Annotated in this window: 20 protein-coding genes; 12 read left to right on the plus strand and 8 right to left on the minus strand. The window is 34.2% G+C overall.

The window, feature by feature from the left end; all coding sequences use genetic code 11:
- The first annotated feature begins 16 nt into the window (after positions 1–16).
- The 3 genes from ABI657_RS07540 (at position 17) to ABI657_RS07550 (ending at position 5,669) form a co-directional block, all read left to right on the plus strand.
- A complete protein-coding gene (locus tag ABI657_RS07540; RefSeq protein WP_348096632.1) occupies positions 17–2,464 on the plus strand; it encodes a right-handed parallel beta-helix repeat-containing protein in 2,448 nt (815 codons plus the stop codon).
- 159 nt (positions 2,465–2,623) lie between these two features.
- Positions 2,624–4,960: a UvrD-helicase domain-containing protein gene (locus ABI657_RS07545; protein ID WP_348096633.1), complete on the plus strand. Its 2,337-nt coding sequence runs from the start codon at positions 2,624–2,626 to the stop codon at positions 4,958–4,960.
- Between the two features lie 88 nt (positions 4,961–5,048).
- On the plus strand, positions 5,049–5,669 hold the full coding sequence (locus tag ABI657_RS07550) for an L-threonylcarbamoyladenylate synthase (RefSeq protein ID WP_348096634.1): 621 nt from the start codon (positions 5,049–5,051) through the stop codon (positions 5,667–5,669).
- Positions 5,670–5,836: 167 nt separating this feature from the next.
- Here ABI657_RS07550 and ABI657_RS07555 read toward each other — a convergent pair whose 3' ends face one another.
- The 3 genes from ABI657_RS07555 to ABI657_RS07565 are packed head-to-tail and all read right to left on the minus strand — an operon-like array spanning position 5,837 to position 8,190.
- Positions 5,837–6,670, minus strand: a complete 834-nt coding sequence (locus ABI657_RS07555) for an OmpA family protein (protein ID WP_348096635.1) — start codon at positions 6,668–6,670, stop codon at positions 5,837–5,839.
- Between the two features lie 29 nt (positions 6,671–6,699).
- A complete protein-coding gene (locus ABI657_RS07560) occupies positions 6,700–7,719 on the minus strand; it encodes a glycosyltransferase family 2 protein (protein ID WP_348096636.1) in 1,020 nt (339 codons plus the stop codon).
- Between the two features lie 18 nt (positions 7,720–7,737).
- Complete coding sequence (locus tag ABI657_RS07565; RefSeq protein ID WP_348096637.1) at positions 7,738–8,190, minus strand: type I restriction enzyme HsdR N-terminal domain-containing protein; 453 nt, start codon at positions 8,188–8,190, stop codon at positions 7,738–7,740.
- Positions 8,191–8,286: 96 nt separating this feature from the next.
- Here ABI657_RS07565 and holA point away from each other — a divergent pair, with 96 nt between their 5' ends.
- Together holA and ABI657_RS07575 are read left to right on the plus strand one after the other, a co-directional pair.
- A complete protein-coding gene (holA, locus tag ABI657_RS07570) occupies positions 8,287–9,291 on the plus strand; it encodes a DNA polymerase III subunit delta (protein WP_348096638.1) in 1,005 nt (334 codons plus the stop codon).
- A 66-nt stretch (positions 9,292–9,357) separates the two neighbouring features.
- Positions 9,358–9,534, plus strand: coding sequence for a CAL67264 family membrane protein (locus tag ABI657_RS07575; RefSeq protein WP_348096650.1), 177 nt, complete (start codon positions 9,358–9,360; stop codon positions 9,532–9,534).
- A gap of 72 nt (positions 9,535–9,606) precedes the next feature.
- Here ABI657_RS07575 and ABI657_RS07580 read toward each other — a convergent pair whose 3' ends face one another.
- Complete coding sequence (locus tag ABI657_RS07580; RefSeq protein ID WP_348096639.1) at positions 9,607–11,211, minus strand: ice-binding family protein; 1,605 nt, start codon at positions 11,209–11,211, stop codon at positions 9,607–9,609.
- Between the two features lie 281 nt (positions 11,212–11,492).
- On the opposite strand from ABI657_RS07580, the gene ettA reads away from it, so the two are divergent.
- On the plus strand, positions 11,493–13,184 hold the full coding sequence (ettA, locus tag ABI657_RS07585) for an energy-dependent translational throttle protein EttA (RefSeq protein WP_100844560.1): 1,692 nt from the start codon (positions 11,493–11,495) through the stop codon (positions 13,182–13,184).
- 172 nt (positions 13,185–13,356) lie between these two features.
- Here ettA and ABI657_RS07590 read toward each other — a convergent pair whose 3' ends face one another.
- The 3 genes from ABI657_RS07590 to ABI657_RS07600 form a co-directional block, all read right to left on the minus strand.
- Positions 13,357–13,770: a thiol-disulfide oxidoreductase DCC family protein gene (locus ABI657_RS07590; protein ID WP_348096640.1), complete on the minus strand. Its 414-nt coding sequence runs from the start codon at positions 13,768–13,770 to the stop codon at positions 13,357–13,359.
- Positions 13,771–13,959: 189 nt separating this feature from the next.
- Entirely contained in the window at positions 13,960–14,322 is a 363-nt protein-coding gene (locus tag ABI657_RS07595; RefSeq protein WP_348096641.1) for a GIY-YIG nuclease family protein, read from the minus strand.
- A gap of 78 nt (positions 14,323–14,400) precedes the next feature.
- Entirely contained in the window at positions 14,401–16,566 is a 2,166-nt protein-coding gene (locus ABI657_RS07600; RefSeq protein ID WP_348096642.1) for a DNA mismatch repair protein MutS, read from the minus strand.
- 133 nt (positions 16,567–16,699) lie between these two features.
- Between ABI657_RS07600 and ABI657_RS07605 the strand changes: the two genes are divergently transcribed.
- From ABI657_RS07605 to ABI657_RS07615, 3 genes are all read left to right on the plus strand, one after another.
- The gene (locus ABI657_RS07605) at positions 16,700–17,368 is read left to right on the plus strand and encodes a uracil-DNA glycosylase (RefSeq protein ID WP_348096643.1); all 669 of its coding nucleotides are present in this window, start codon (positions 16,700–16,702) and stop codon (positions 17,366–17,368) included.
- A 229-nt stretch (positions 17,369–17,597) separates the two neighbouring features.
- Positions 17,598–18,776, plus strand: coding sequence for an AIR synthase related protein (locus ABI657_RS07610; RefSeq protein WP_348096644.1), 1,179 nt, complete (start codon positions 17,598–17,600; stop codon positions 18,774–18,776).
- 116 nt (positions 18,777–18,892) lie between these two features.
- On the plus strand, positions 18,893–19,249 hold the full coding sequence (locus ABI657_RS07615; RefSeq protein ID WP_348096645.1) for a hypothetical protein: 357 nt from the start codon (positions 18,893–18,895) through the stop codon (positions 19,247–19,249).
- Between the two features lie 51 nt (positions 19,250–19,300).
- Here the strand turns inward: ABI657_RS07615 and ABI657_RS07620 are convergent, their stop codons facing one another.
- Positions 19,301–22,150 carry a pitrilysin family protein gene (locus ABI657_RS07620; RefSeq protein WP_348096646.1) on the minus strand — a complete coding sequence of 950 codons (2,850 nt, stop codon included), beginning with the start codon at positions 22,148–22,150 and terminating at the stop codon, positions 19,301–19,303.
- A gap of 191 nt (positions 22,151–22,341) precedes the next feature.
- On the opposite strand from ABI657_RS07620, the gene ABI657_RS07625 reads away from it, so the two are divergent.
- The 3 genes from ABI657_RS07625 to ABI657_RS07635 all read left to right on the plus strand — a co-directional run bounded on the left by ABI657_RS07625 (position 22,342) and on the right by ABI657_RS07635 (position 25,958).
- Positions 22,342–22,950: a GNAT family protein gene (locus ABI657_RS07625; protein WP_348096647.1), complete on the plus strand. Its 609-nt coding sequence runs from the start codon at positions 22,342–22,344 to the stop codon at positions 22,948–22,950.
- A gap of 152 nt (positions 22,951–23,102) precedes the next feature.
- On the plus strand, positions 23,103–25,442 hold the full coding sequence (locus tag ABI657_RS07630; RefSeq protein WP_348096648.1) for a GH92 family glycosyl hydrolase: 2,340 nt from the start codon (positions 23,103–23,105) through the stop codon (positions 25,440–25,442).
- 72 nt (positions 25,443–25,514) lie between these two features.
- Positions 25,515–25,958 (plus strand): hypothetical protein, encoded by a 444-nt coding sequence (locus ABI657_RS07635; RefSeq protein WP_348096649.1) that lies wholly within the window; start codon positions 25,515–25,517, stop codon positions 25,956–25,958.
- Positions 25,959–26,124: the final 166 nt, after the last annotated feature.

Raw genomic sequence — 26,124 nt, forward strand, 5'->3', positions numbered from 1 at the left:
ACTTAAACCACATTTAATGAAAAAAAAAATAATCTATTTTTTTACTGCATTGCTATTATTTCCACTTTGTGTTTTTTCACAAATTTACGTTTCACCATCAGGAGTTTCTGGTAATGATGGTTCTCTTGCTAATCCTACTACCTTATTAAATGCGATTAATACAGTAGGTTCAGGGCAAACAATATTTATGCGCGGTGGAGTTTATCCCATTGCTTCGACAATTTTAATAGCCAGAACAAATAGCGGAACTGCAGGAAATCTAAAAAGGATTGAAGCCTATTCAGGAGAAACCCCTATTATTGATTTCTCAGCCCAGGCAGAACTGCCGGCCAACAGAGGTATTATTCTGGATGCTTTCTACTGGTATCTGAAAGGAATAACGATTAGGAATTCTGGTGATAATGGAATGTTACTTTCAGGAAGTAATAACACTATTGATAATTGTGTTTTTGAAAAAAACAGGGACACCGGACTTCAATTGAGCAGATACGATGTCAATGCTACAACAATCAGTCAATGGCCATCTAATAATCTGATTTTGAATTGTGAATCTTTTGACAATAAAGACATAGGAGCTGAAAATGCTGACGGATTTGCTGCAAAACTCACTTGCGGTGAAGGCAATGTTTTCAGAGGATGTATTTCTCATAATAATATTGATGATGGATGGGATTTATATACTAAAACAGAAACAGGACCAATTGGAATTATTTTGTTCGAAAATTGCGTCGCTTACAATAATGGGACATTATCAACCAGCAGCACTTCCGGAACTGGAGATAAAAATGGTTTCAAATTAGGAGGAGAAGGCATTCCTGTAAATCATATTGTACGCCGTTGTGTAGCTTTTGGAAATGGAAAGCACGGTTTTACCGATAATAATAATTTAGGCTCAATTGAAATGTCAAATAATACGTCTGTTAATAATGCAGAAGCAAATTTTGGCTTCAGAACTGGTGGTAATCATCAATTCAGAAACAATGTATCCTATAATTCAGGGAGCAGTGATAAAAATTCAGGAACAGACATTGGTTCATCAAATGTATGGTGGATCAGCAAAAAAAGTACCAACGGAAGAACTCCGGCTATTGTTTCGAGTGCAGCAGATTTTGTAACATTAATTCCTCCTGTTAATATTAAAAATCCTGATGGAAGTCCAAATTTAGGTAATTTCGCAACATTAAATTCGAACAGTGATTTTATTGATGCAGGAGTGACAGCTTCCGGAATTACATTTAACGGAACGGCACCTGATTTAGGAGCAAGAGAAACGGGTACTGTACAAACTACAGATTTTGTCTTAACTACTACTGTAAGTCCTGTAGTTGGAGGAAATGTAGCCATAAGTCCAAATAATACTACTTATAATGCCGGAACAATAGTAACATTAACAGCTACACCTGCTGCTGATTATGAATTTTTATCATGGAGTAATGGAGCTACGGCAACCACAACTTCTCTTACTATGGATTCGGACAAAACTATTACTGCAAATTTTAAAAGTACGCTTCCGGCGGCTTATGTTCTGTCAACTGCTGTAAATCCGACAAATGGTGGACTAATTTCAATTAATCCAAATAAAGCAACATATACGGAGGGTGAAACAGTAACACTTACTGCGACGCCGACCACAGGGTACGTATTTGATAAATGGAGTAACAATGCTGCAACAGCAACGACAACAATTGTAATGAATAGCGATGTAACAATAAATGCATTTTTTACTCTGCCAGTTACAGGAACTCAAACTTTAAGAATCGAAGATGCAGATTCATTCACATCTGGTTATTGCGGATTTGAAGGCTCAAGATCTGCAAATTCAGGAGCAAATAATGGATTCGTTACTAATTTTTCGAACAGTGCTGGCAAAGGGGTAAGTTATACAGTAAAAGTTCCTGCCGCCGGCCTTTACAGTATTGTTTTTAGATATGTAAATAGTAGTTCATCTAACCCTACTACAGCAAAACTAAAAGTAAACGGTTCAGATGTTATTCCTGCCTTATCGTTTCCAAAAACAGCAAATTCCACTACTTTTGCAACTACTGCTTCAGCCAATATAACATTGACTCAGGGTGTGAATACAATACGTTTGGAAACCACTGTTGCTTCTGCTTTTGCAGATGTTGACTGGATGGAAATAACAGGTGAAACTCCTACGGCAGAATCATGTACAAGTCAGATAACATTAGCTACAAACAAATTTGAACAACTTATCTTTGAAGCTTTTGTTTCTCCCAACCCTGCAGTTGAGACTATCAATTTAATAATCAATTCTCAGCAGGTACAGGATTCAAATATTGTCCTGACAAATACACTTGGGCAAATTTTATTTTCAAAAAAGCAATTATTAAATTTAGGAATAAACACTATTTCAATAAATAAAAATGCAATATCAAAAGGTATATATATTCTTGCGATAGAATCAGCAGGAATAAAAAAAGCAATAAAAGTTATTGTAAAATAAAAAAAACAAAAACCACTTTTTTAGAGTGAAAAACCGCTTTACATTTATTGTGAAGTGGTTTTTTTTTAATCTTTTTGTCGTTACAGGCAAGTTTGATTTTTATAGAAGTAAGATTCTAAGAGTTTAATTCTTATTTTTGCATAAAAGGAGAACAATTTCATGCATAAATATATTGACCAGCTCAACGAAGCACAACGAGAACCCGTTTTACAAAAAGATGGGCCGATGATTATTATTGCTGGTGCAGGTTCGGGAAAGACTCGTGTTTTAACAATTAGAATTGCCTATTTGATGCATCAGGGAGTAGATGCTTTCAATATCCTTTCGCTGACATTTACAAATAAGGCTGCCCGCGAAATGAAAACCCGTATTTCGGCCATTGTGGGAGCAAGTGAGGCAAAAAACCTGTGGATGGGAACCTTTCACTCCGTTTTTGCACGTATTCTTCGTTCAGAAGCCGAGCATTTGGGATATCCTTCCAACTTTACCATTTATGATTCTCAGGATTCACAACGACTGATTTCGTCTATCATAAAAGAAATGCAGCTGGATCGTGATATTTATAAGCCTAAACAGGTTTTAGGCAGGATTTCGAGTTATAAAAACAGTTTGATTACGGTTAAGGCATATTTTAATAATCCTGAATTGCAGGAAGCAGATGCAATGGCTAAAAAGCCAAGATTAGGAGAAATATACCAGCAATATGTGGATCGTTGTTTTAAAGCCGGAGCAATGGATTTTGATGATTTATTATTAAAAACCAATGAATTATTGACTCGTTTCCCAGAAGTTTTGGCTAAATATCAGAATCGGTTTCGATATATTCTCGTTGATGAGTATCAGGATACAAACCACTCTCAGTACTTGATTGTAAGGGCTTTGTCAGATAAATTTCAGAATATTTGTGTGGTTGGAGATGATGCGCAGAGTATTTATGCTTTCCGTGGTGCGAATATCAATAATATTCTGAATTTTCAAAAGGATTATGAAGGAGTAAAAACGTTTAGATTGGAGCAAAATTATCGTTCAACACGAAATATTGTAGAAGCGGCCAATACCATTATTGATAAAAATAAAACCAAACTTGATAAAATTGTCTGGACAGCAAATGATTTTGGCCCGAAGATAAAAATACACAGAAGTTTGACTGATGCTGAAGAAGGCCGTTTTGTAGCCAGTACCATTTTCGAGCAAAAAATGCAGAATCAATTGCATAACGGCGCTTTTGCAATTTTATATCGTACCAATGCACAATCCCGTGCAATGGAAGATGCATTGAGAAAACGCGATATTCCATATAGAATTTATGGAGGGCTTTCATTTTATCAACGCAAGGAAATAAAAGATGTTTTATGCTATTTACGTTTGGTGATTAATCCAAAAGATGAAGAGGCTCTGATTAGAGTTATCAATTATCCAGCACGTGGAATTGGAGATACAACAGTTGAAAAACTGACTATTGCAGCAAATCATTATAAACGTTCAATTTGGGAAGTAATGGTCAATATTGATAAAATCGATTTGAAACTGAATACCGGAACAAAGAATAAATTGAACGATTTTGTAACGATGATTCAGAGTTTTCAGGTTATTAACGAAAATCAGGATGCTTTTTATATTACAGATCATGTTGCCAAAAAAACAGGGCTCGTTCAGGAATTAAAAAAAGATGCTACGCCGGAAGGAATGGCCAAAATTCAGAATATAGAAGAACTTTTAAATGGTATTAAAGATTTTACAGAGGGTCAGAAAGAAATTGACGGAGCAAGAGGAGCTCTTTCAGAATTTATGGAAGATGTTGCACTTGCAACCGATTTGGATAAAGACACATCTGATGAAGACCGTGTAGCATTAATGACTATTCACTTGGCAAAAGGGCTTGAATTTCCACAGGTTTTTGTGGTTGGAATGGAAGAAGATTTATTTCCGAGTGCTATGAGTATGAGTACCAGAAGTGAATTGGAGGAAGAACGCCGTTTGTTTTATGTCGCTTTGACGCGTGCAGAACATCAGGCCTATTTGACATATGCACAATCCCGTTACCGTTGGGGAAAATTAACGGATAGTGATCCCTCTCGTTTTATTGAAGAAATTGATGGACAGTATTTAGAATATCTAACCCCAACAGAAAGTAATTATCGCTATAAACCAATGATTGACAGTGATATCTTTGGAGATATCGATAAATCGAAATTACGATTGGCAAAACCTGTTGGAGGAACGCCGCCCAAATATAGTACAGATAATGAACCCAAGCCGGACTTAAATATTCGAAAACTAAAACCTGTCGCAGGGACGAACCCAAATGCAGGAGCTCCTAATCTATTTGACAATAAATTAACTATTGGAAATATAGTAATGCATGAACGTTTTGGAAAAGGGGAGATAGTAAATCTTGAAGGAGTTGGAGCTGATAAAAAAGCCGAAATCAAATTTGAAGTTGGCGGGATTAAAAAACTATTACTTAGGTTTGCTAAATTAGATGTTATTGGTTAAAAAAAGTTTCAAATTTCAGGCTTCAAGATTAAAACCTTGCGTTTAAATGATATGCAATTTTAAACCTGAAACCCATAAAGATAAAAAAATGGCCGAATTTATAAAAATATATCCTGACAAACCAAGTGAAGCTGCAATCGCAAAGGTTGTAAAAGTACTTCAGAATGGTGGTTTAGTAATTTATCCAACAGACACCGTTTACGGATTAGGTTGTGACATTACCAATTCTCGTGCTTTGGAAAAAATTGCGAAAATTAAAGGAGTTAAGCTGGAGAAAGCGAATTTCTCCTTTATTTGTCATGATTTGAGTAATCTCTCAGATTATGTCAGGCAGATTGATACTGCTACTTTCAAAATTTTAAAAAGAGCATTACCTGGGCCTTATACCTTTATTTTACCGGGTAATAACAATTTACCTAAAGAATTTAAAAAGAAAACCACAGTAGGTATTCGTGTTCCGGATAATAACATTGCATTAGAAATTGTCAGGCAATTAGGAAACCCAATAGTGTCAACTTCTATAAGGGACGAGGATGATGTAATTGAATATACAACTGATCCAGAATTGATTTTTGAAAAATGGCAGAATCTTGTAGATATGGTTATAGATGGCGGATACGGTGACAATATTGGTTCAACAATAATAGATTTATCAGAACATGAGCCGGTTATTATAAGAGAAGGAAAAGGAGATATAGGGATTTTGTAAAAAAAAACTTAAAGTTATTATCATTCAAAAAAATAGTAGTAACTTTATTGTTAGTTAAAATTTAGTTAGTTAATTAAAAAATGCTATCCTTAAATTGATGAAAGGATACTAAAAAAGCAGGTCATTTGACCTGCTTTTTGTGTTTTATAGAATATAAAATTTGAAAATTACTGTTGTTGTTTTTTCATTTCTTTTTCAATCATTTCATAGAACTGATCAATTTTTGGCATAACAACAATTCTTGTTCTTCTGTTTCTGCCTTTATTTTCAGGCGTATCATTTGCAACTAACGGAATGTAAGAACTTCTACCCGCTGCAATTAATTTTGCTGGATTAACACCTAAATCATTAGTTAAAACACGAACGATTGAGGTAGAACGCTTCACACTTAAATCCCAGTTGTCTAACAAAATCCCGTTGCTTTTATAAGGAACATTATCAGTATGACCTTCAACCATACACTCAAAATCAGGTTTGTCATTTACTACTTTTGCAACTTTTGCTAAAACAGATTTAGCTTTATCGGTTACTTCATAACTTCCGCTTTTAAATAATAATTTATCTGCGATTGAAATAAATACAACTCCTTTTTCAACATTGATTTCGATATCCGGATCGTTGATTCCAACAGCACCTTTCAAACTTGTAACTAATGCTAATGTTACACTGTCTTTTTTAGTAAGAGCATCTTGAAGTCTGGATATTTTAAGGTCCTTTTCTTTTAAACTTTCTAAAGATTTTTCAAGATTTTCAGCACCTTTTGTAGTTAAAACAGTTAAGTCTTTAGATGTGCTTATTAAGTCCTGATTGTGTTCTTTGTAGCTTGCGGCAGTAGCTGCCAATCCTGCTTTTTCTTCTAAGCAAGTATTTAGTTTTACAGTGCAGGAATTTAATAAGTCCTGAGTTTCTTTGTTTTTAGCTTCTAATTCTGCATATTTCTTTTTAGAAACACACGATGATAGAGCTATTAGTACTGTTAAAGCAATTGCTATTTTTCTCATGAATGTCAAATTTAATGTTAATTACAAATTTAGTTTTTAATATTTTGAATAGTGTTAAAGATTTCTTTAAAAACTGCCAATTTCCTTATATAATATAAGAAAACGATACTTTTTACTGTATAGTATTGCTGCATTTGAAAATATTTCCTCTTCTTTAAGTAAAACAGTGAAAGGCAATAAAATGAAAAGTGAGCATGTAAAATTGCCAATGTATGTTTGAATTTTCCTTGTGTTAAAAATCGCACAGCAGCAATTCCATCTAAAATCATTCTGAAAAAAATGACGAAAAATAAACCTTTTTTTGGAAGGTTTTTAACGAGCATTAATAATGAATTTCTAAAGTTTAGATAGGTTTTCTTAGGGTTTCCCTGATTTAAAGTTGCACCGCCAACATGGTATACAGCCGATTGATAGTTGTATTTGATCACATGACCATCATTTTGCGCACGCCAGCATAAATCGATTTCTTCCTGATGTGCAAAAAATGTTTCATCAAAACCGCCTAATTCATGATAAACTTCTTTCCGAATAAAAAAACAAGCCCCTGAAGCCCAAAATATTTCACGGTTGTCATCATATTGACCATTATCTTTTTCAATTGTGTCAAAAATTCGTCCACGACAAAATGGATAACCATATGAATCAATAAATCCTCCCGCTGCACCAGCATATTCAAAATATTCTTTGTTTTTAAAATCAAGAATTTTGGGCTGAATGATAGCCGTGTTCTTTTCCTTATCAAAGGTTTCAATAATCGGTTTTAACCAATTTTCCGTTACTTCGATGTCCGAATTAACCAGAGCATAAATTTCGGCATCCACTTCTTGCAAAGCAATATTGTAGCCTTTGGCAAAACCATGGTTACCTGTATTTTTAATGATTTTAACTGTTGGGAAATTCTGCTGAACGAAATTTACAGAATCGTCTGTTGAAGCATTATCTGCTACATATATAGCAGCATCCTGAGAAAACTGAATTACTGATGGCAAAAATTGCTCTAATAATTTTATTCCATTCCAATTTAAAATGACAACTGCAATTTTATCCAAAAGTAATCTTTTTATAATTTAATAAATTTCTTTGTAATCCGGCAAAGATGGTAAAAAGTCATATTTTTCGTTTTCAAAATCCATCTGACAATAAAAATGGTCAAGACCGTTTGTAACTTTCAAAAACCGTGCCTGCATTGTCATGTTATAACGCGCAATCTGATCAAAAGTTGCCTGGGATATTTTGACTTCCGGTGCTTTGCATTCTACTAATATATGTATAGAGCCATCAGGATTAAAAACAACAACATCATAACGTTTTCGTAATCCGTTGATCGTTAAAACCTTTTCTACGTTTATGAGCGATTTTGGATATTTTTTTTCATTCATTAGATAATGAACAACATGTTGGCGAACCCATTCTTCCGGTGTTAGAATTATGAATTTTTTTCTGATTTCATCAAAAATAGACACTTTATTTTCGCTATTTTTGAATCGAAAATTATAGATTGGAAAATTTAATGGCTGCATAAAGCAAAAGTATAAAATAGTTTCAGGTTTTAAGTTTAAAGTTTCACGTTATTGAAATGAGAACTTGAAACTTGAACCTTTAAACAATAATATTGAATGGACGAAGTTGTAAAAATTGTTAATGATATAAAAGCGGGAAATATAAAACCAATTTATTTTTTAATGGGTGAAGAGCCTTATTATATTGATAAATTATCGGAATATATTGAGCAGAATATCCTTTCGGAAGAAGAAAAAGGATTCAATCAGACAGTTTTATACGGACGGGATGTTTCTGTTGAAGATATCGTTTCAACGGCAAAACGTTATCCAATGATGGCAGATCGCCAGGTTGTTATTGTAAAAGAAGCACAGGATTTATCACGAACAATTGACAAAATCGAATCGTACGTTAATAATCCAATGGAAACAACAGTTTTGGTTTTTTGTTATAAATATAAAACACTTGATAAGCGTAAAAAAGTAACCAAATTATTAGCACAAAACGGAATTGTTTACGAAAGCAAAAAATTATACGAAAATCAGGTTGGTGATTGGATTAAGCGTGTTCTCGCCGGAAAAAAATATACAATTGATCCAAAAGCTAATGCAATGTTAGTAGAGTTTTTAGGGACTGATTTAAGCAAAATTAACAATGAATTAGAGAAATTACAGATTATTTTGCCTCAGGGAACCGTAATTACACCACAGCATATTGAGGAAAATATTGGTTTCAGTAAAGACTATAATGTCTTTGAACTTAGAAAAGCTATTGGCGAACGTAATCAGATAAAAGCATATAAAATTGCAGAAAATTTTGCTCATAATCCCAAAGAATATCCGCTTGTAATGACTACGGGATTAGTGTTTTCTTTTTTCATTCAGATTTTAAAATATCATGGTTTAAAAGATAAAAACCCAAAAACGGCTGCTCCAATTTTAGGGGTTAATCCTTTTTTTATGAAAGATTATGATGTGGCGCTCAAAAATTATCCCATGAAAAAAGTCAGCCATATTGTGGGTACTCTTCGAGATATAGATGTTAAAAGTAAAGGCGTTGGCGCAAATGCCTTGGCGCAATCAGATTTGTTAAAAGAAATGCTGTATAAAATTTTTAATTAAGCCGTGAAAATTCACGATATTTACACTTCAAAAAAATACCACTTAAAATTAATAACGATTATGGGAATGAATAAAAATACCGTTTTAGGATGGGCTACTTTTATAATGATACTTATGGGATTGTTACTTATAGGTCTTGGCGCTTTTAGATATAGTGAAATATCAGGCTGGGGATTTGCAGCAACAGGAGTTGGCTTTTTAGCCAATGCATGGGTTTTTAATGCTTTGAAAGGACGCGTATAATAGGACGTAAAGTGTTTATAAAAAAAATCCACTACATCAGTAGTGGATTTTTTTTTAAATATTTTTTAGTTATTATTGTGCTAACAGTTTTCCTGACTGGATGATTTTACCATTACTAATTATTTTAAATAAATAAATACCTGAAGTAAGACTGCTTAGTTCTAAAGTTGTAATTTTTTCTGTAACATCCACTTTTTTCACTTCTTTACCAAATATATCATATACTATAATTTGAGTGTTGTTAATTTCAAATTTATTGCTAATTTCAAAATTGATGAAAGACTTAAAAGGATTCGGATAAATATTAGCTTTTTGTTCCTCTTGAAATGTATGTGTACCCAGTGTGGAACAACCTAATGGCATTATTACTGAAACAGCAGCAGTACTTAATCCACCAGCTGTTGTAAATGCTCTGCCCTCAAGCGATACTCCGGTTGTTAAATCAACTGCGTCATTATTGGCAACAATAGTTCCTTTAAATTCTGAATAGTCGCTAATCAATACAGCACCTTCTACTTTCCAATATACATTTTTGGCTTGAGTTCCATTAATCAAAATTACTTTAGCATAAGTGCTGGTAGAAAGGGCACCAGTTATTTGAATTACAAAAACTGCATCGGCATTTCCTTGAGCATTTAAATAAACTGTATTGGTTAACACCGTTGCTGCATTTAATAAATAAGTATGCGGTGTAAGGACAAGATTATTTCCAAATTGTGCTGGATACAATAATTCAATATCATAAGGAAGAACATTTAAATAATTATAAACATCTGTTAAATCAGCTGCCGCTTGTGCTGTAGAAGTATCGGGTTGAGGATGTATCGATCCATTTACATCAATTGCATCATAACCAGTTGTTAACCCTACATTAGTCCCAATATCACCAGTAACTTTTGTTATACCTGCGTTGGAAACAGATCCATTTGAAGAGAAAATAGCATAACATTCAGTTGATTTTAAATCAGGTGCTGTAGGACCATTAAGGATTGGACTGTTACATCCAATAGGAGTCGAAGAAGTAATACCATCAACAGATATTGATCCAGAAGTCGAAAGTGCTCTTCCTTCTAATAACACTCCAGTATTCATAACGATTGCTGCGTTGTTCACAATAACAGTTCCTTTCATAATCGTTCCAGATGCCATACTTGTCAATCCTTCTATTTTCCAAAACACATTACAAGCTTGGGCTCCGTTAATTAATTTTATTTCAGAATTTGAATTAGTTGCAAAAGCAGCTTCAATCTTAAATATAAAAACAGCATCTGGATTACCTTGAGCGTCTAGGGTTAAGTCAAGATTTAATGCAGCCACATCGGTAATTGAATATATTCCAGGAATAAGAATTTGTCCGTTACCTAATAAAGGCGCTAAGAAATAATTAGGAATGGCACTTTTCAATTGATTGTATGCAATTAATAAATCGGCACCACATTTAGCACTTGTTCCATTTCCATCGTTCATCACGCCATCTACATTTCCAAAACCTGTGCTGGAAGCACTGTTAGTCCCAACATTTCCTGTTAGATGAGTAATACCAGTATTTGTAACTGATCCAACAGAAGTAAATAATACAAAATCAGCAGCAGTTCCTAATGTTGGAGCTTGGCTATAACTTGAATTTTGAAATATTATGGAGAGTAACATTATTTTACAAAGTAATTTTATTTTCATTTTTTTAATTTATAGGTGAAATCAGTTTCACGTTGGCAAATGTGGTGGTCATTCTGTCTTTTATAGTTGTTTAATTTACGGATAAACTTATATTATTCACATATCAACTATTATTTCAAGGGTAAATTCATTTCAGTATTAAAACCTATTTATTCTTTATTATTTAAACTTTATTTATTATTTTATTGTAATATATTTGCACAATCAAAATTAAATCACAATTTGGATTTAATTTCAATAGAACTAGTTTTAAAATTCAGCAATAAAAAAATAATAATAAAATGTCAGACGATAAGAAAGTAATTTTCTCAATGCAAAAATTGAGTAAAACCTACCAGGGAGCAGATAAGCCAGTACTAAAAAACATCTATTTGAGTTTCTTTTACGGAGCTAAAATTGGTATTTTAGGTCTAAACGGTTCAGGTAAATCTTCACTTTTAAAAATTATTGCAGGAGTTGATAAAAACTATCAGGGTGATGTTGTTTTTCAACCTGGCTACACTGTAGGTTATTTAGAACAAGAACCAATTTTGGATGACTCTAAAACTGTTTTAGAAATTGTTCAGGAAGGAGCAGCCGAAACTATGGCTGTTTTAGCAGAATATAATAGTATCAACGATTTATTTGGTCTTGAAGAAAACTATTCAGATCCGGATAAAATGGACAAGTTGATGGATCGTCAAGCTGCTTTGCAAGACAAAATTGATGCTCTTGGTGCTTGGGAAATTGATACCAAATTAGAGATCGCCATGGATGCTTTGCGTACGCCAGATGGAGATACGCCTATCAAAAATCTTTCTGGTGGAGAGCGTCGTCGTGTAGCTTTATGCCGTTTGTTGTTGCAACAGCCAGACGTATTGCTTTTGGATGAGCCTACTAACCACTTGGATGCAGAGAGTGTTCTTTGGTTAGAGCAGCACTTGGCCCAATATGCTGGAACTGTAATTGCGGTAACGCACGATAGATATTTCCTGGATAATGTGGCGGGTTGGATTTTGGAATTGGATAGAGGAGAAGGTATTCCTTGGAAAGGGAATTATTCTTCCTGGTTGGATCAAAAATCTAGCAGAATGGCATTGGAAGAAAAAGTAGCTTCTAAGCGTCGTAAAAACTTAGAGCGTGAGTTGGACTGGGTTCGTCAGGGAGCGAAAGGTCGTCAAACCAAACAAAAAGCGCGTTTACAGAACTACGATAAACTGTTGAATGAAGACCAAAAACAACTGGATGAAAACCTGGAAATCTATATACCAAATGGTCCGCGTTTAGGAACCAATGTTATCGAAGCTAAAAATGTCGCCAAAGCTTTTGGAGATAAATTATTATACGATAACTTGAACTTCACTTTGCCACAAGCTGGAATTGTTGGAATTATCGGACCAAATGGTGCTGGTAAATCTACTATCTTCAGAATGATTATGGGTGAACAGGAAACGGATAGCGGAGAATTTTCAGTAGGAGAAACGGTAAAAATCGCTTACGTAGATCAATCGCATTCGAATATAGATCCAAATAAATCAATCTGGGAAAACTTCGCAGACGGTCAGGAATTGATTATGATGGGCGGAAAACAGGTGAATTCCAGAGCTTATTTATCTCGTTTTAACTTTGGTGGAGGAGAGCAAAACAAGAAAGTTTCTGCACTTTCCGGTGGAGAGCGTAACCGCTTGCACTTAGCAATGACTCTAAAAGAAGAAGGAAACGTATTGTTACTGGATGAGCCAACGAATGATTTGGACGTAAACACACTTCGTGCCTTAGAGGAAGGTCTAGAGAATTTCGCAGGTTGTGCTGTAGTAATCTCGCACGACAGATGGTTCTTAGACAGAATCTGTACGCACATCCTGGCTTTCGAGGGAGATTCTGAAGTATATTATTTCGAAGGAGGATTCTCTGAATATGAAGAAAATAAAAAGAAACGGTTAGGTGGTGATTTAACTCCAAAACGTTTGAAATACAGAAAATTGATTAGATAATAATTCAATTTTTGAAAAACTAAAAGCCTCAAATTCAAATTGTAATTTGAGGCTTTTTTTATGTGTAGTTTTTTAAGGAGCTATTTCCTGCTGTCATTCCAATCTTTTTGTCCGCCGAAAAGACGCACAAAAAGGATTTTCCCTTCCATCAGGGCTAGGGCATTGGGTTTCATTACAAAAATTTCGCTTTCAATTCAGGAGTTGGAATCATACAGCTTTCTTTTTTACCGTACCATTTGTATCTGTTTTTAGCAATATAATCATAAATCAGATTACTTAATCCTGTTGGAACAATTCTAAAAATAGTTCCTAAATGCCAAAATCCACCAAGATATTTCGAAATTTGAATGGCTGCCTGTGATTTATAATAATAAGCAACTCCAGGTTCGTATAGAATAATACTGTCAATATTCTCTGGATTAACGCCAATATGATTTAGAATTTCCTGTCCCAATTCCGATTGTAAAGCAACAAATCGAAATACATCTCTAGTATCGTGTTCAATCACAAAGCGGACTGCAGAATTGCATAGATTGCAAACGCCATCAAAGAGGATTATTTTTTTATTTGGAGGTAGGTTTAGCATTTCTTTTGTCATTGCGAGGAAAGCGCGCCATCACGCTCCAATATTCCACTTTATATTATTTTTACTTTTTTCGTCATTGCGAGGAACGAAGCAATCACATTCAGTTGCTCAACTTGTGTGCCTGTGTTAGTGTGTTTACTTCGTTCCTCGAAATGACTTTGATTGCGCTTACTACCGAAAGAAAATCCATCATTCAATCATAATATCTTTAATTTCTTCAAATAAATCTTTCCAAGTGGGATTTAAAGAACGAATCAAATCATTTTTAGCTTCTCTTGAACCTGCTTTAATTTGTTTTTCTCTAGCTATTGCATCACCAATCCACTGAAATTGTTCATAATAAACTAATACATTCACATTATAACGAGTAGAAAATGAATTTGAATATTTTTTGTCCTTGTGTTCCAAAATCCTTTGTGGTAGATTTGAGGTCACGCCAATATATACTACTGTTTGGTGTTTATTGGTGATGATGTAAATGAATCCAGGTTTCATCATATTTTTATTTTTTGTCATTGCGAGGAACGAAGCAATCACATCTAGTAATTCCATCACGATTTTTTACTTATGGTATGTGTTTGCTTCGTTCCTCGCAATGACTTTGATTGTGGTCACGAAATGCCTTTGGACTTAACTCTTCCCAGCCTCAACAAATTCCAATTCATCTAAACTTACTTTGGACGTGAAAATTCCATAATTTACTGTTGCTTTATTTTTTTCAATAGCGTCAATACTTCCAACAGATCTTCCATCCAGCATTCGCACACGATCTCCAACTTTTAAAATGGGCTTCGGTTTTTCGATAACAGGTTTAAGCTTCTTCTCTTTTTTCTCTTTTCTGATTTCTTCAACTTGTACAGCAACTTCTGCAACAACTTCTTTTTTCTTTTCGATTATTGCTTTGGCTTCTTTAGGAGTTGCTTTTTTACGCTTCGAATTTTCAATTTCGATAATTTTCAAAAATTCGCCAATAAGATCTTTTTTATTTTTATTGTTAAAATATTTCTCAGCAATATCTTCAATTTTCTGTCCAATATAAATCGTTTTTTGATTGCTGTCATATAATTCCTGATAGCTTTCCAGTTTCTGTTTGATTTTTACATTGATGTTTTCCATCTTTTTACTTTCCTCACGTGCTCTGGTTTCTTCTTCTTTAAGATTGATAGAAGTTTTCTCTAGTTTCGAACGCTCTTTTTGAAGCGTTGCAATGGTCTTGTCAAAACGTACTTTACCTACTTCAATTTTCTTTTTGGCACGATTTATTAATCCAAACGGAATGCCATTTTTCAGAGCAACCTCAAAAGTAAACGAACTTCCGGCTTGTCCTAATGCCAGTTTGTACATCGGTTCCAATGATTTTTCATCAAACATCATATTCGCATTGGTTGCAAAAGGTAATTCATTGGCAAGAATTTTTAAATTCGAATAATGCGTTGTAATGATTCCGAAAGCTTCACGATGGTAAAACTCTTCCAGGAAAATTTCTGCCAAAGCACCCCCCAATTCCGGATCAGAACCAGTACCGAATTCATCAATCAAAAACATAGTTTTCTTATTACACTTTTTAAGGAAATAATTCATGTTTTTTAATCGATAGCTATAGGTACTTAAATGATTTTCGATAGATTGATTGTCTCCAATATCCGTTAGAATTCTGTCAAACAAAAAAGTTTCACTACGTTCATGAACCGGAATCAACATCCCTGATTGCAGCATTAGTTGTAGTAAACCAACTGTTTTAAGCGAAATGGTTTTTCCTCCCGCATTGGGTCCGGAAATTACGATAATTCGGTTGTCCTGTTTTAATTCAATGGTTTGAGGATGTGTGATTTCATTCTTTTGCTTATTGTTCAGATATAAAATGGGATGATAGGCTTCTCTGAAGAATAATGTTCTTTCTTCTGTAATTGTTGGAAGAATTCCATTGATTCTATTGGCATATTTTGCTTTTCCGGCAACGACATCAATATCACTTAGAAATTCCTGATACTCGATTAACAAAGGTAAAAAAGGTCGAATAGCATTTGATAATTGTTTTAGAATTCGGGTAATTTCCTCTTTCTCTTCGTACTCCAAATTAGCTAATTCACGAGAATATTGTAAAGTAGCTTCAGGTTCAATATAAGCGATGCTTCCGGTTTTGGAACTTCCCAAAATAGAGCCTTTCACTTTACGGCGGTACATGGCCAAAACTGCTAGAACTCTACGGTTTTGTACAAAGCTTTCCTTTATATCATCTAAATAGCCAAGGCTGTTATTGTGTGTAAGGGCAACTCCAAAACTTTGGTTGACTTTACCGCGAACAATATTCATATTTTGTCTGATGCTCAAAAGGGCAGGAGAAGCATTGTCTTTTATTTCTCCATATTTATCTACAATAGCATCAATTAGCGTAACAATGTCCTTCGTATATTCAACTCTTGAAGCTCTTGCATTTAAATTCGGATAATAGTCATCAAACTTTTTAAGGAAATTCAATAAAAAATTTGAAGTTGACGAAAGTGTAGCAATTTTTCTAAAACTGCCTACTTCCAGAAAACTGTCTTCGATTGCTAAAAACTTAATTTCATGCGTGATAGCGTCAAATCCGTGATTCGGAATGGCGTTGTTATTTTCAAAAGACGAAACATATTCTGATGTCTGCAGTAAAGCCTGCATCAAGGTTTCCTTATCTCTAAATGGTGTTATTTGTAAAGCTTTTTCTTTTCCTATATCGGTGTTACAGCCAGAAGAAATGGTTTCGAGCACTGTTGGGAATTGTAAGTCTTGTAATGTTTTTTCGGTAATACTGATCATTTAATTTCTTTAAGAAAGTAAAGGCAAAAGTACAAAAAATACTAGCATTGAATACCGTAAAGTTTAGGACTAATTTTATTCGTTGTAAATATGATTTCAGTAAAAAAATCCTGAAATTCGCATAAAAAAAGTCATGGACGTAAAAATGCATCATTCCTGGAAACCCGTTTTGAATGAAGAATTTGAAAAACCATATTTCAAAGAATTAATAGATTTCGTAAAATCGGAATATACAAACAAGGTTTGTTATCCAAAAGGAAGCCAGATTTTTGCAGCTTTTGACCATTCTCATTTTGATCAGGTGAAGGTTGTTATCATAGGTCAGGATCCTTACCATGGACCCAATCAGGCTAATGGTTTGTGCTTTTCTGTGAATGACGGAATTCCGTTTCCTCCATCGCTCCAGAATATTTTCAAGGAAATAGAAACCGATTTAAATATACCGTTACCAAAAACAGGTAATCTGGAGCGTTGGGCAGACCAGGGCGTTTTTCTTTTAAATGCTACCTTAACAGTTCGACAATCCGAAGCTGGAAGCCATCAGGGAAAAGGTTGGGAAAAATTTACAGATGCAGTCATAAAGCAAATTTCTGCTGAAAAGGAAAATGTTGTGTTTTTGCTTTGGGGAGGTTTCGCTCAAAAGAAAGCAGCACTAATCGATGCTTCAAAACATCATATTCTAAAATCAGGACATCCTTCTCCATTAAGTGCCAATAGAGGATTTTGGTTTGGCAATAAACATTTCAGCAAGACAAATGATTTCTTAAAGTCAAAAAAAATACAGGAAATTTCTTGGTTTTAAAAATATTTTTTGTAAATTTAGGATTACAATAATACGTTTATTTATAAAAGTCCATTTAACAATTTACGATGACAAATATATAAAATACAGATTTCCAAAAACTGTTTTGAAGAAAATCCAATAGCAATTTGAATGTTATTGGATTTTTTTATGAAACAGGCATACGAATCAATCAAAGAATTAAAAAAAGGGATTATCTTTGCACCACATTCAACACAAACTAATTTTCATGAGTTCAGATTCCAGCAAAAGGTACGCGCAAAGAGGTGTTTCGGCATCAAAAGAAGACGTACACAACGCCATAAAAAATATTGATAAAGGTTTATTTCCTCAAGCTTTCTGCAAAATTGTTCCTGATTATTTAACTCAGGATGAAGAACATTGCTTAATTATGCATGCTGACGGAGCCGGTACAAAATCGTCTTTAGCGTATATGTACTGGAAAGAAACCGGAGATATTTCTGTTTGGAAAGGAATTGCTCAGGATGCCTTAATCATGAATATTGATGACTTATTATGTGTTGGGGCAACCGATAATATCTTGCTTTCATCTACTATTGGAAGAAATAAAAATCTAATTCCGGCCGAGGTAATTTCAGCCATCATCAACGGAACTGAAGAATTAATCAATGAATTAAAAACTTTTGGAGTAACCATTCATTCAACAGGTGGGGAAACTGCCGATGTTGGTGATGTTGTTCGTACCATAATTGTAGATTCTACCGTTACAGCTCGTATGAAACGCAGCGATGTTGTGGATAACGCAAACATTAAAGCGGGTGACGTGATTGTTGGTTTGGCTTCTTTTGGTCAGGCAACTTACGAAAAAGGCTACAATGGCGGAATGGGAAGTAACGGACTAACATCTGCACGTCACGATGTTTTCGGAAAATATTTAGCCAAAAAATATCCGGAAAGCTTTGATGCTCTTGTTCCCGAAGAATTAATTTATTCTGGTCAGGTAAATCTAACCGATGAAGTGGAAGACAGTCCAATAAATGCTGGTCAGTTGGTACTTTCACCAACCAGAACTTACGCCCCCATCATCAAGAAAATTTTAGACACCTACACGCCAAACGAAATTCACGGAATGGTGCATTGCAGCGGAGGAGCGCAGACTAAAATTTTACATTTCGTTCAGAATTTACACATTATAAAAGACAATTTATTCCCGGTTCCGCCATTGTTCAGGTTAATTCAGGAACAATCAAAAACCGACTGGAAAGAAATGTATCAGGTTTTCAATTGCGGCCACCGTATGGAAATTTATGTTCCAGAAAACATTGCTCAGGATATTATCGCGATTTCAAAATCATTCAATGTCGATTCGCAAATTGTAGGTAGAGTAGAAGCTTCAGCTTCAAAAAAACTGACTATTACAAGTGAATACGGTACTTTCGAATATTAATATATGACTAATTAGCTTTTCAGGAGCTGATCCCGCTATCCGTTACAATCTTTTGCTTTTTAAAGAAAAAAGCAAAAGGATTTTCACTACTATCGGGGCTAAAACACCACTTTGTTATGTACGAATTACTTTTTTGGAGATATTTAGAAGAAGTTTACCTAAACCATCATGAAGTTTATGAAGCTCTGCTGGAAAAACAGAAAGTTGAAGGTCTGGAGATTCTTCCTGTTGAGGTAATTCTAAACCGAATTAATTCTGTTTTTTCGCAATGGGAAAAAGTAGATGAGAATAGTTGGAAAAACAATTCAGGAAAAGGTGCATTTCAGGTAATTTCAACTCCACAAAGCATCAAAGTCGACTGTTACGGTACCGAAGGAAAAACCATGAATAAACTGGTTGAAGTAATGGAAGAATTCAAATGTCCTTTATATGACCCTCAGATTCCGGAACGCTACGATGAAATGAGTGAATAGTATATAAATAAAAATGTCCCACATAATTGGGACATTTTTTATTTAAAAATTCTAATTTTTTACCGTTTCAGTTGATGGATTTAAAAGATTGGGTTCTCCAAAACCAATTTGTCCTAATTTTTGCAGTTGAGTTTTGGCATCTCCAACAATTAAAAAAATCATTTCATTTGAGTTTAAATATTTTCCTGAAAGATTTTTGATTTCTTCAATAGTCATATTTTTTACAATGCTCTCTCTTTGTTTACTATAATCATTCGGGAATTTATAGTTGCTGATATTAAAAAGCATATCCAATTTTGCAGATAAAGTTTCAAATGCTCTTGCATTACTTTTAATAAGATAGTCTTTAGTAACATCCAGATCCGTTTTATTGAAATTTTTGCCGTATTGATCCAATATTTCTTTTATTAAACTAACCGATTCATAAGTTACATTAGATCGTACGCCACTATCAATTGTAAATGATCCTTTATTATTTGATCCCTCAAATGCAGATCTAATGCCATACGTATATCCTTTTCCTTCTCTTAATTGTTGCGTTAGTTGCGACGCAAAACCACCTCCGCCTAAACGGTAATTCATTATTTTGGCTGCATAAAAATCTTTATCGGTAGCATGAAGTGAACGATAGCCTATCTTGATGACAGACTGTTTTGCATTAGGTACATCATAAAAATAGATTTTTGATTTAATTTCACTTTTAGCAGTTTCAATTTTAGGAAAAACAACATTTTTAGATGTCCATTTTTTATTTAGCGAAGCCAAAGAAGTAGTAACATTGTTTTCAGCAATAGCGCCAACAATTTGAAAATCAGAAACAGATGGAGCAAAATTTTTGGTGTAATACTCTTTTAAATCTTCAATAGTAATGCTGGTAACAGAATTTTCAGTTCCAATTCGGTTGTTTGCCAGAATGGATTCACTTCCATAAAGTAATTTTCTGAATTCATTTTCCGCAATATTCTTTGGGTTTGCCTTTTCCTGTAGAATTTTACTTAAAGTACTTTGTTTGATTAAATCAAATTCTTTTGTGTCCCAACGTGGTTTCAGTACTATTTCCTCAACTAGCTGTATGGTTTTGTCATAGTTCTTTGCCAGGGTATTTCCTGTAATAAAAATAGCTTCATCAGTTGCATAAGCATTAATTTCCGCTCCAAGATTTTTGATGGCGTTCTCTAATTGTTCTGGGGTTTTGTCCTGAGTTCCCTTAGTCATCAATTCAGCTAAAAGGTTAGAAACCCCAATTTTATTTGCTGTTTCCAAAAGCATTCCGCCGTTAATTTGCAATTGAAATTCAACAAGAGGTACTTCCTGATTCTCAATCCCTGAAACGTTTAAGCCAGATGATAATTTCTTTTTCCAAACCAAAGGTAAATTTACTTCAGGGCTTTTTCCATATGGAGGTTCCAGACTTCTGTCAAAGGCTGACGGTGTTTTTTTATAGTTTGCCGCTATGCTTGCGTCAAACGAATCTTCTTTTCCTTCAATTATTTTTTCCTCAGCAACATTTGCTAAAACCGATCCTTCCAACACTAAATTTTCCTGACCTTTTGGTACAAAACAAGTAGCTATAAAATTTTTCCCTTTTATGTATTTGTTATAAACGCGCATAACATCTTCACGAGTTACAGCCAGGATATTTTTTATATCCTGATTAATATAATCCGGTGTTCCTGCAAAAATTTTATATTGTGCCAATTGAAATCCTTTTCCCAATACACTTGCTAAACCAGTATAAAATGCGGTTTCCTGTCCGGCTTTAATTCTATTTAAATCCTGTTGCGAAATTCCTTCGGCTTCAAAAATTTTAAAACCTTCATTTATTCCATTTTCGACCTCATTTAAGTTTGTTTTTTCAAAAGCTGTAATTTCCAGCATGTACTGACCAGCTATTTCAGAATCATATTGAGATATATTTACAGCATCCGTAAGCTTTTTGTCTTCAACAAGCGTTCTGTACAAAGGAGCTTTTTTGCCTGTTGAAAGATAATTTGCCAAAACATCTAAGGCATAACTGTCAGGATGAAATCTATAAACAGATGGCCATGTGAGAGTTAATTGCGGTAAAAGCGCAAAGTTATCTTCATAATGAAGTTTTTTAGCGGCTTTGAGCGTTACAAGCTCTTTCTCCATGTTAGGAATATCCGCACCACGCTTTATTTCGCCAAAATATTTTTTCACCCATTTTTCTGCCTCATTCTTATCAAAATCACCAGCAATCGTTAACGTGACATTATTCGGTACATACCAGCGATTGTAAAAGTTTTTTACATCGTCGAGCGAAGCATTTTGTAAATCTTCAAGTGAACCAATAACTTCCCAACTATAAGGATGCGAAGTTGGATATAAATTAGTATCGATTACTGACATGGTATGACCATAAGGTCTATTGTCATAACTCTCTCTCTTTTCATTTTTAACTACTTGTTTTTCTTTAGCAAGAACAGGATCTGTGACTGTATTGATGAAATAGCCTAATTTATCAGCTTCTGCCCAAATCATTTTCTCTAAAGCATCTTTTGGAACTGTTTGGTAATAATTAGTGCGATCTCTGCTTGTAGAACCATTAGCACCTGAACCACCAATTTGTGCGCTCATTTTATCAAGTCCTCCCTTTCCTAAGTTTTCAGATTCAAGAAAAAGCAGGTGTTCAAATAAATGTGCAAATCCTGTGCGTCCCTCTTTTTCTCTTGCTGATCCTACATGGCAAGTCAATGCAACTGCAACAACAGGGTCAGAGCGGTCAATATGAAAAATCACATTGAGCCCATTATCTAATGTGAATTGCTCAAATTCAACCTTAAATTCTTTTGATTTGTTTGTTTTGGTCTGATCTTGCGAATAGCAGGAAAATCCAGTAAAAATGACGAACAGAAACACTAAAAAAGAGCTTGATTTCATGAGTTGTTTTTTTAATTTGAATCCGTAGTTGTTACGGCAGTAAAATGGTTAGAAACCAAAAACGAAATTAAGAAAATAAAAATAGATTTATGAATGTTAATAAGTTAAGTTCTGTTTAATGTTCTTTAAATTTAAATAATTATGAGTGCAAAGTTTAAAGAACTTTGTTTCTTTGTATTGCTTACATTATTATGAATAAACATATGAATTTGACTTTTTCCCAAAATATAATACTCGAAGATGAAACGGTTTTGCTTAGACCTATAAAAATCACTGACGTCGATAATTTATTAGAAATTTCCATCAAGGAGCCTGAAACCTGGAAATATTCTTTGGTTGGTGCTGACGGGAAAGAAAATCTCATTAATTATATTCAATTAGCTATAAAAGCAAGAGAGAATCAAAAAGAGTTTCCATTTATAGTTTTCGATAAAAAATCTCAAAAATACGCGGGCTCAACCCGTTTTTACGATATAAATCTCGAATACAAAACTTTGCAATTAGGCTACACCTGGTATGGTTCCGCTTTTAGAGGAACGGGACTTAACAAACATTGTAAGTTTCTATTGCTTGAATTTGCTTTTGAAACACTTGAAATGGAACGTGTAGAATTCCGTGCAGATAATAATAATGAACGAAGTATAGCTGCTATGAAAAGCATCGGCTGTAAAGTTGAAGGCGTTTTGCGCAGTAACATGCCAACCGCAAATAATCAAATACGTCGTGATTCAATTGTTTTGAGTATCTTAAAAGAGGAATGGTTTGGGGGAGTAAAAGAAAATCTGATGAAAAAGCTGTGAAAATTTTCTACAGTGTTTTTTGATAACTCGATATATTTAAAATCCCTTCTTCTAATTTTTTAAAAGCATATTTTGTTGTAATTTTCTAATCTGAAATTGTATTAAATCTTTTAGTAGCATTTTGATCTCAAATGATTAAAAAAAAATACCCAATGAATATTACAGATAATAAAGGTTTTTTATTAGGTTTATCTATGTTGATATTTGGTTTTACAAATCAAATCAATGCACAAAAGAAAACTCCCGAAAAACGAAATTTGATTCAGTATGTTGATCCAATGATAGGAACCTCCAAAATGGGGCATACGTATCCCGGTGCCACAGTTCCGTTTGGCAGCGTTCAGTTAAGTCCGGAAACTGATACCATTGCGTATAGCCTAAACGGAAAATACAATGGAGAAGTCTATAAATATTGTGCAGGATATCAATATGAGGACAAAACAATCGTAGGTTTTAGTCACACACACTTTAGCGGAACAGGACATTCTGACTTGGGTGATTTTTTAATTATGCCTACTACAGGTAAATTACAGTTGAATCCCGGAGTTGCTTCAAAACCAGAATCAGGATATAGATCTGTGTTTTCTCATGCTACAGAAAAATCAGAGCCTGCCTATTATAGTGTGCTCTTGGAAGATCATAAAATTAAAGCCGAACTTACTGCAACAACTCGCGTCGGAATGCACCAATATACCTTTCCGAAATCGGATGATGCACATATAATTCTCGATTTAACTTCTGGAATTTACAATTATGATAAAAAAAATGTGTGGACATTCGTTCGAGTTGAAAATGATACTTTAATTACAGGATACCGCCAAACGAATGGCTGGGCAAGAACCAGAACGGTTTATTTTGCAATGTCTTTCAGTAAACCAATTAAAAGCTACGGACAGGCAACGCAGGAAAAAAGCGTTTATAGAGGTTTTTGGGGAAGATTTGATCAAACCAAAAATTTCCCTGAAATGGCTGGCCAAAACCTAAAATTGTTTTTTGATTTTAATACCGAAGAAGGCGAGAAGATCAAAATCAAAATAGCGCTTTCACCAGTAAGTTCTCCTGGAGCATTAGAGAATATGAAAAAAGAAACTCCGGATTGGGATTTTGAAAAAGTTAAAAAACAAAGCCAGGAGGTTTGGAATAAGGAACTGAATAAAATTCAAATTGAAACCATCCAAAAAGAAGATCTTGTGAATTTCTATACAGCCATGTATCACGCCTTCTTAGGTCCGACAGAATATATGGATCTTGATGGTAATTATAAAGGATTGGATATGAACGTTCACAAAGCGGACAATTTTAAAAATTACACCAGTTATTCGTTATGGGATACGTATCGCGCTTTGCATCCTTTATTTAATATAGTACAGCCAACTAGAAATTCAGATATGATCAGTTCAATGTTGGCGCATTCAGATCAAAGTGTTCATAAAATGCTGCCAATCTGGTCGCATTATGCCAATGAAAATTGGTGCATGATTGGTTATCATTCCGTTTCTGTAGTTGCAGATGCTATCGTAAAAGGAAATACAAATTTTGATCCTGAAAATGCACTTCAGGCTTGTGTGAATACGGCTAAAGTTCCGTATTATGATGGCTTGGAATATTACATGAAAATGGGTTATGTTCCTGAAGATAAAAATGGTTCGTCAGTTTCTAAAACTTTAGAATATGCTTATGACGATTGGGCAATTGCTCAGGCGGCAAAGAAATTAGGCAAAACCGATATTTATAATGAATTCATCGAAAGATCGAAAAACTATAAAAACGTTTATGATGCCAAAACAGGTTTTATGCGTCCAAAATTAAACGACGGAACCTTCAAAAAAGAATTTGATCCTCTTGACACACACGGACAAGGTTTTATTGAAGGAAATTCATCGAATTACAGTTTATATGTACCACAGGATCCAACAGAAATGATTAAAATGATGGGCGGAAACGATAAATTCAATTTTAGATTAGATTCGTTATTTAGTATGCACTTACCTGATAGATATTTTGAAAATACAGAGGATATTACAAGAGAAGGTATCATTGGCAATTATGTTCATGGAAACGAACCTTCTCATCATGTTGTTTATTTATACAATTGGACAAATTCTCCTTGGAAAGCTCAGGATAAAATCAGAATGATCCTGAAAAAAATGTACCGAAACGGTGCCGATGGTTTAGGTGGAAATGATGACTTCGGGCAAATGAGCGCATGGTATATATTCAGTAGTTTAGGATTTTATCCTGTTGCTCCGGGTTCTGATGAATATGCTTTAGGAAGTCCCTTAGTTAAAAATGCTGTTTTCAATTTAGAAAATGGTAAAACTTTCGAAGTGGAAACGGTAAATCAATCTGATAAAAATGTATTTGTCAGCAAAGTGCTTTTGAATGGTAAAGAACTTTCTAAACCTTTCTTGAAACACGCTGACCTTATCAATGGTGGAAAAATTACATTCTATATGAGCAGTAAGGCCAATAAAAAGAATTACCAGAATTAATAATAATCAAAATATAGCATAGTTTGAGAAAAACTTCACGAAATTTGCAGCTTAAAATATAAAAGGACTCTCATGAAAATAAATCTAAAATCAGGAATTGATAAATTGCTTTTCGGAATGAAGCAAAATGATGTAACGGCAGTTTTAGGAAAACCGGATAAAAATTATAATGACGAAGATGATAATGTAATTTTTGTTTACAATCCGCAAAAAATAAGATTAACCTTTTATCAGGAAGAGGACCTAAAATTAGGATATGCGGTTGCTTCAAGTAATGATTTAGAAGTTTTAGGAGTAAAACTTATCGGAAGAAAGATTGCAGATGTAAAAAAAGATCTGGCAACAAAAGGAATCACAAAATACAATCAGGAAACATTTGATACTTTCGAAAACTATTTTAATGAAGACAACTGGTTCATTCTCCAAACCGAATTTGATGAAGTAGTAAAATTTGAAATTGGTGCCATCATTAATGACAAGGACGAATTTGATTGGAAGTTCCCGGTTAAGAAATAAGTTTGCAATACAACATGATAAAGACCCGACAGATTTTAAAACCTGTCGGGTTTGTTTTTTTTTGTACCTAATTTATAAGTAGCGATTTCTGCTATAATATATAAGAGTAGTTTTTGTAACAGAATTATCAGGAGCTTATTCCCGCTATCCGTTGCAATCTTTTGCT

This window comes from Flavobacterium sp. (assembly GCF_039930565.1).
Taxonomy (GTDB): Bacteria; Bacteroidota; Bacteroidia; order Flavobacteriales; family Flavobacteriaceae; genus Flavobacterium.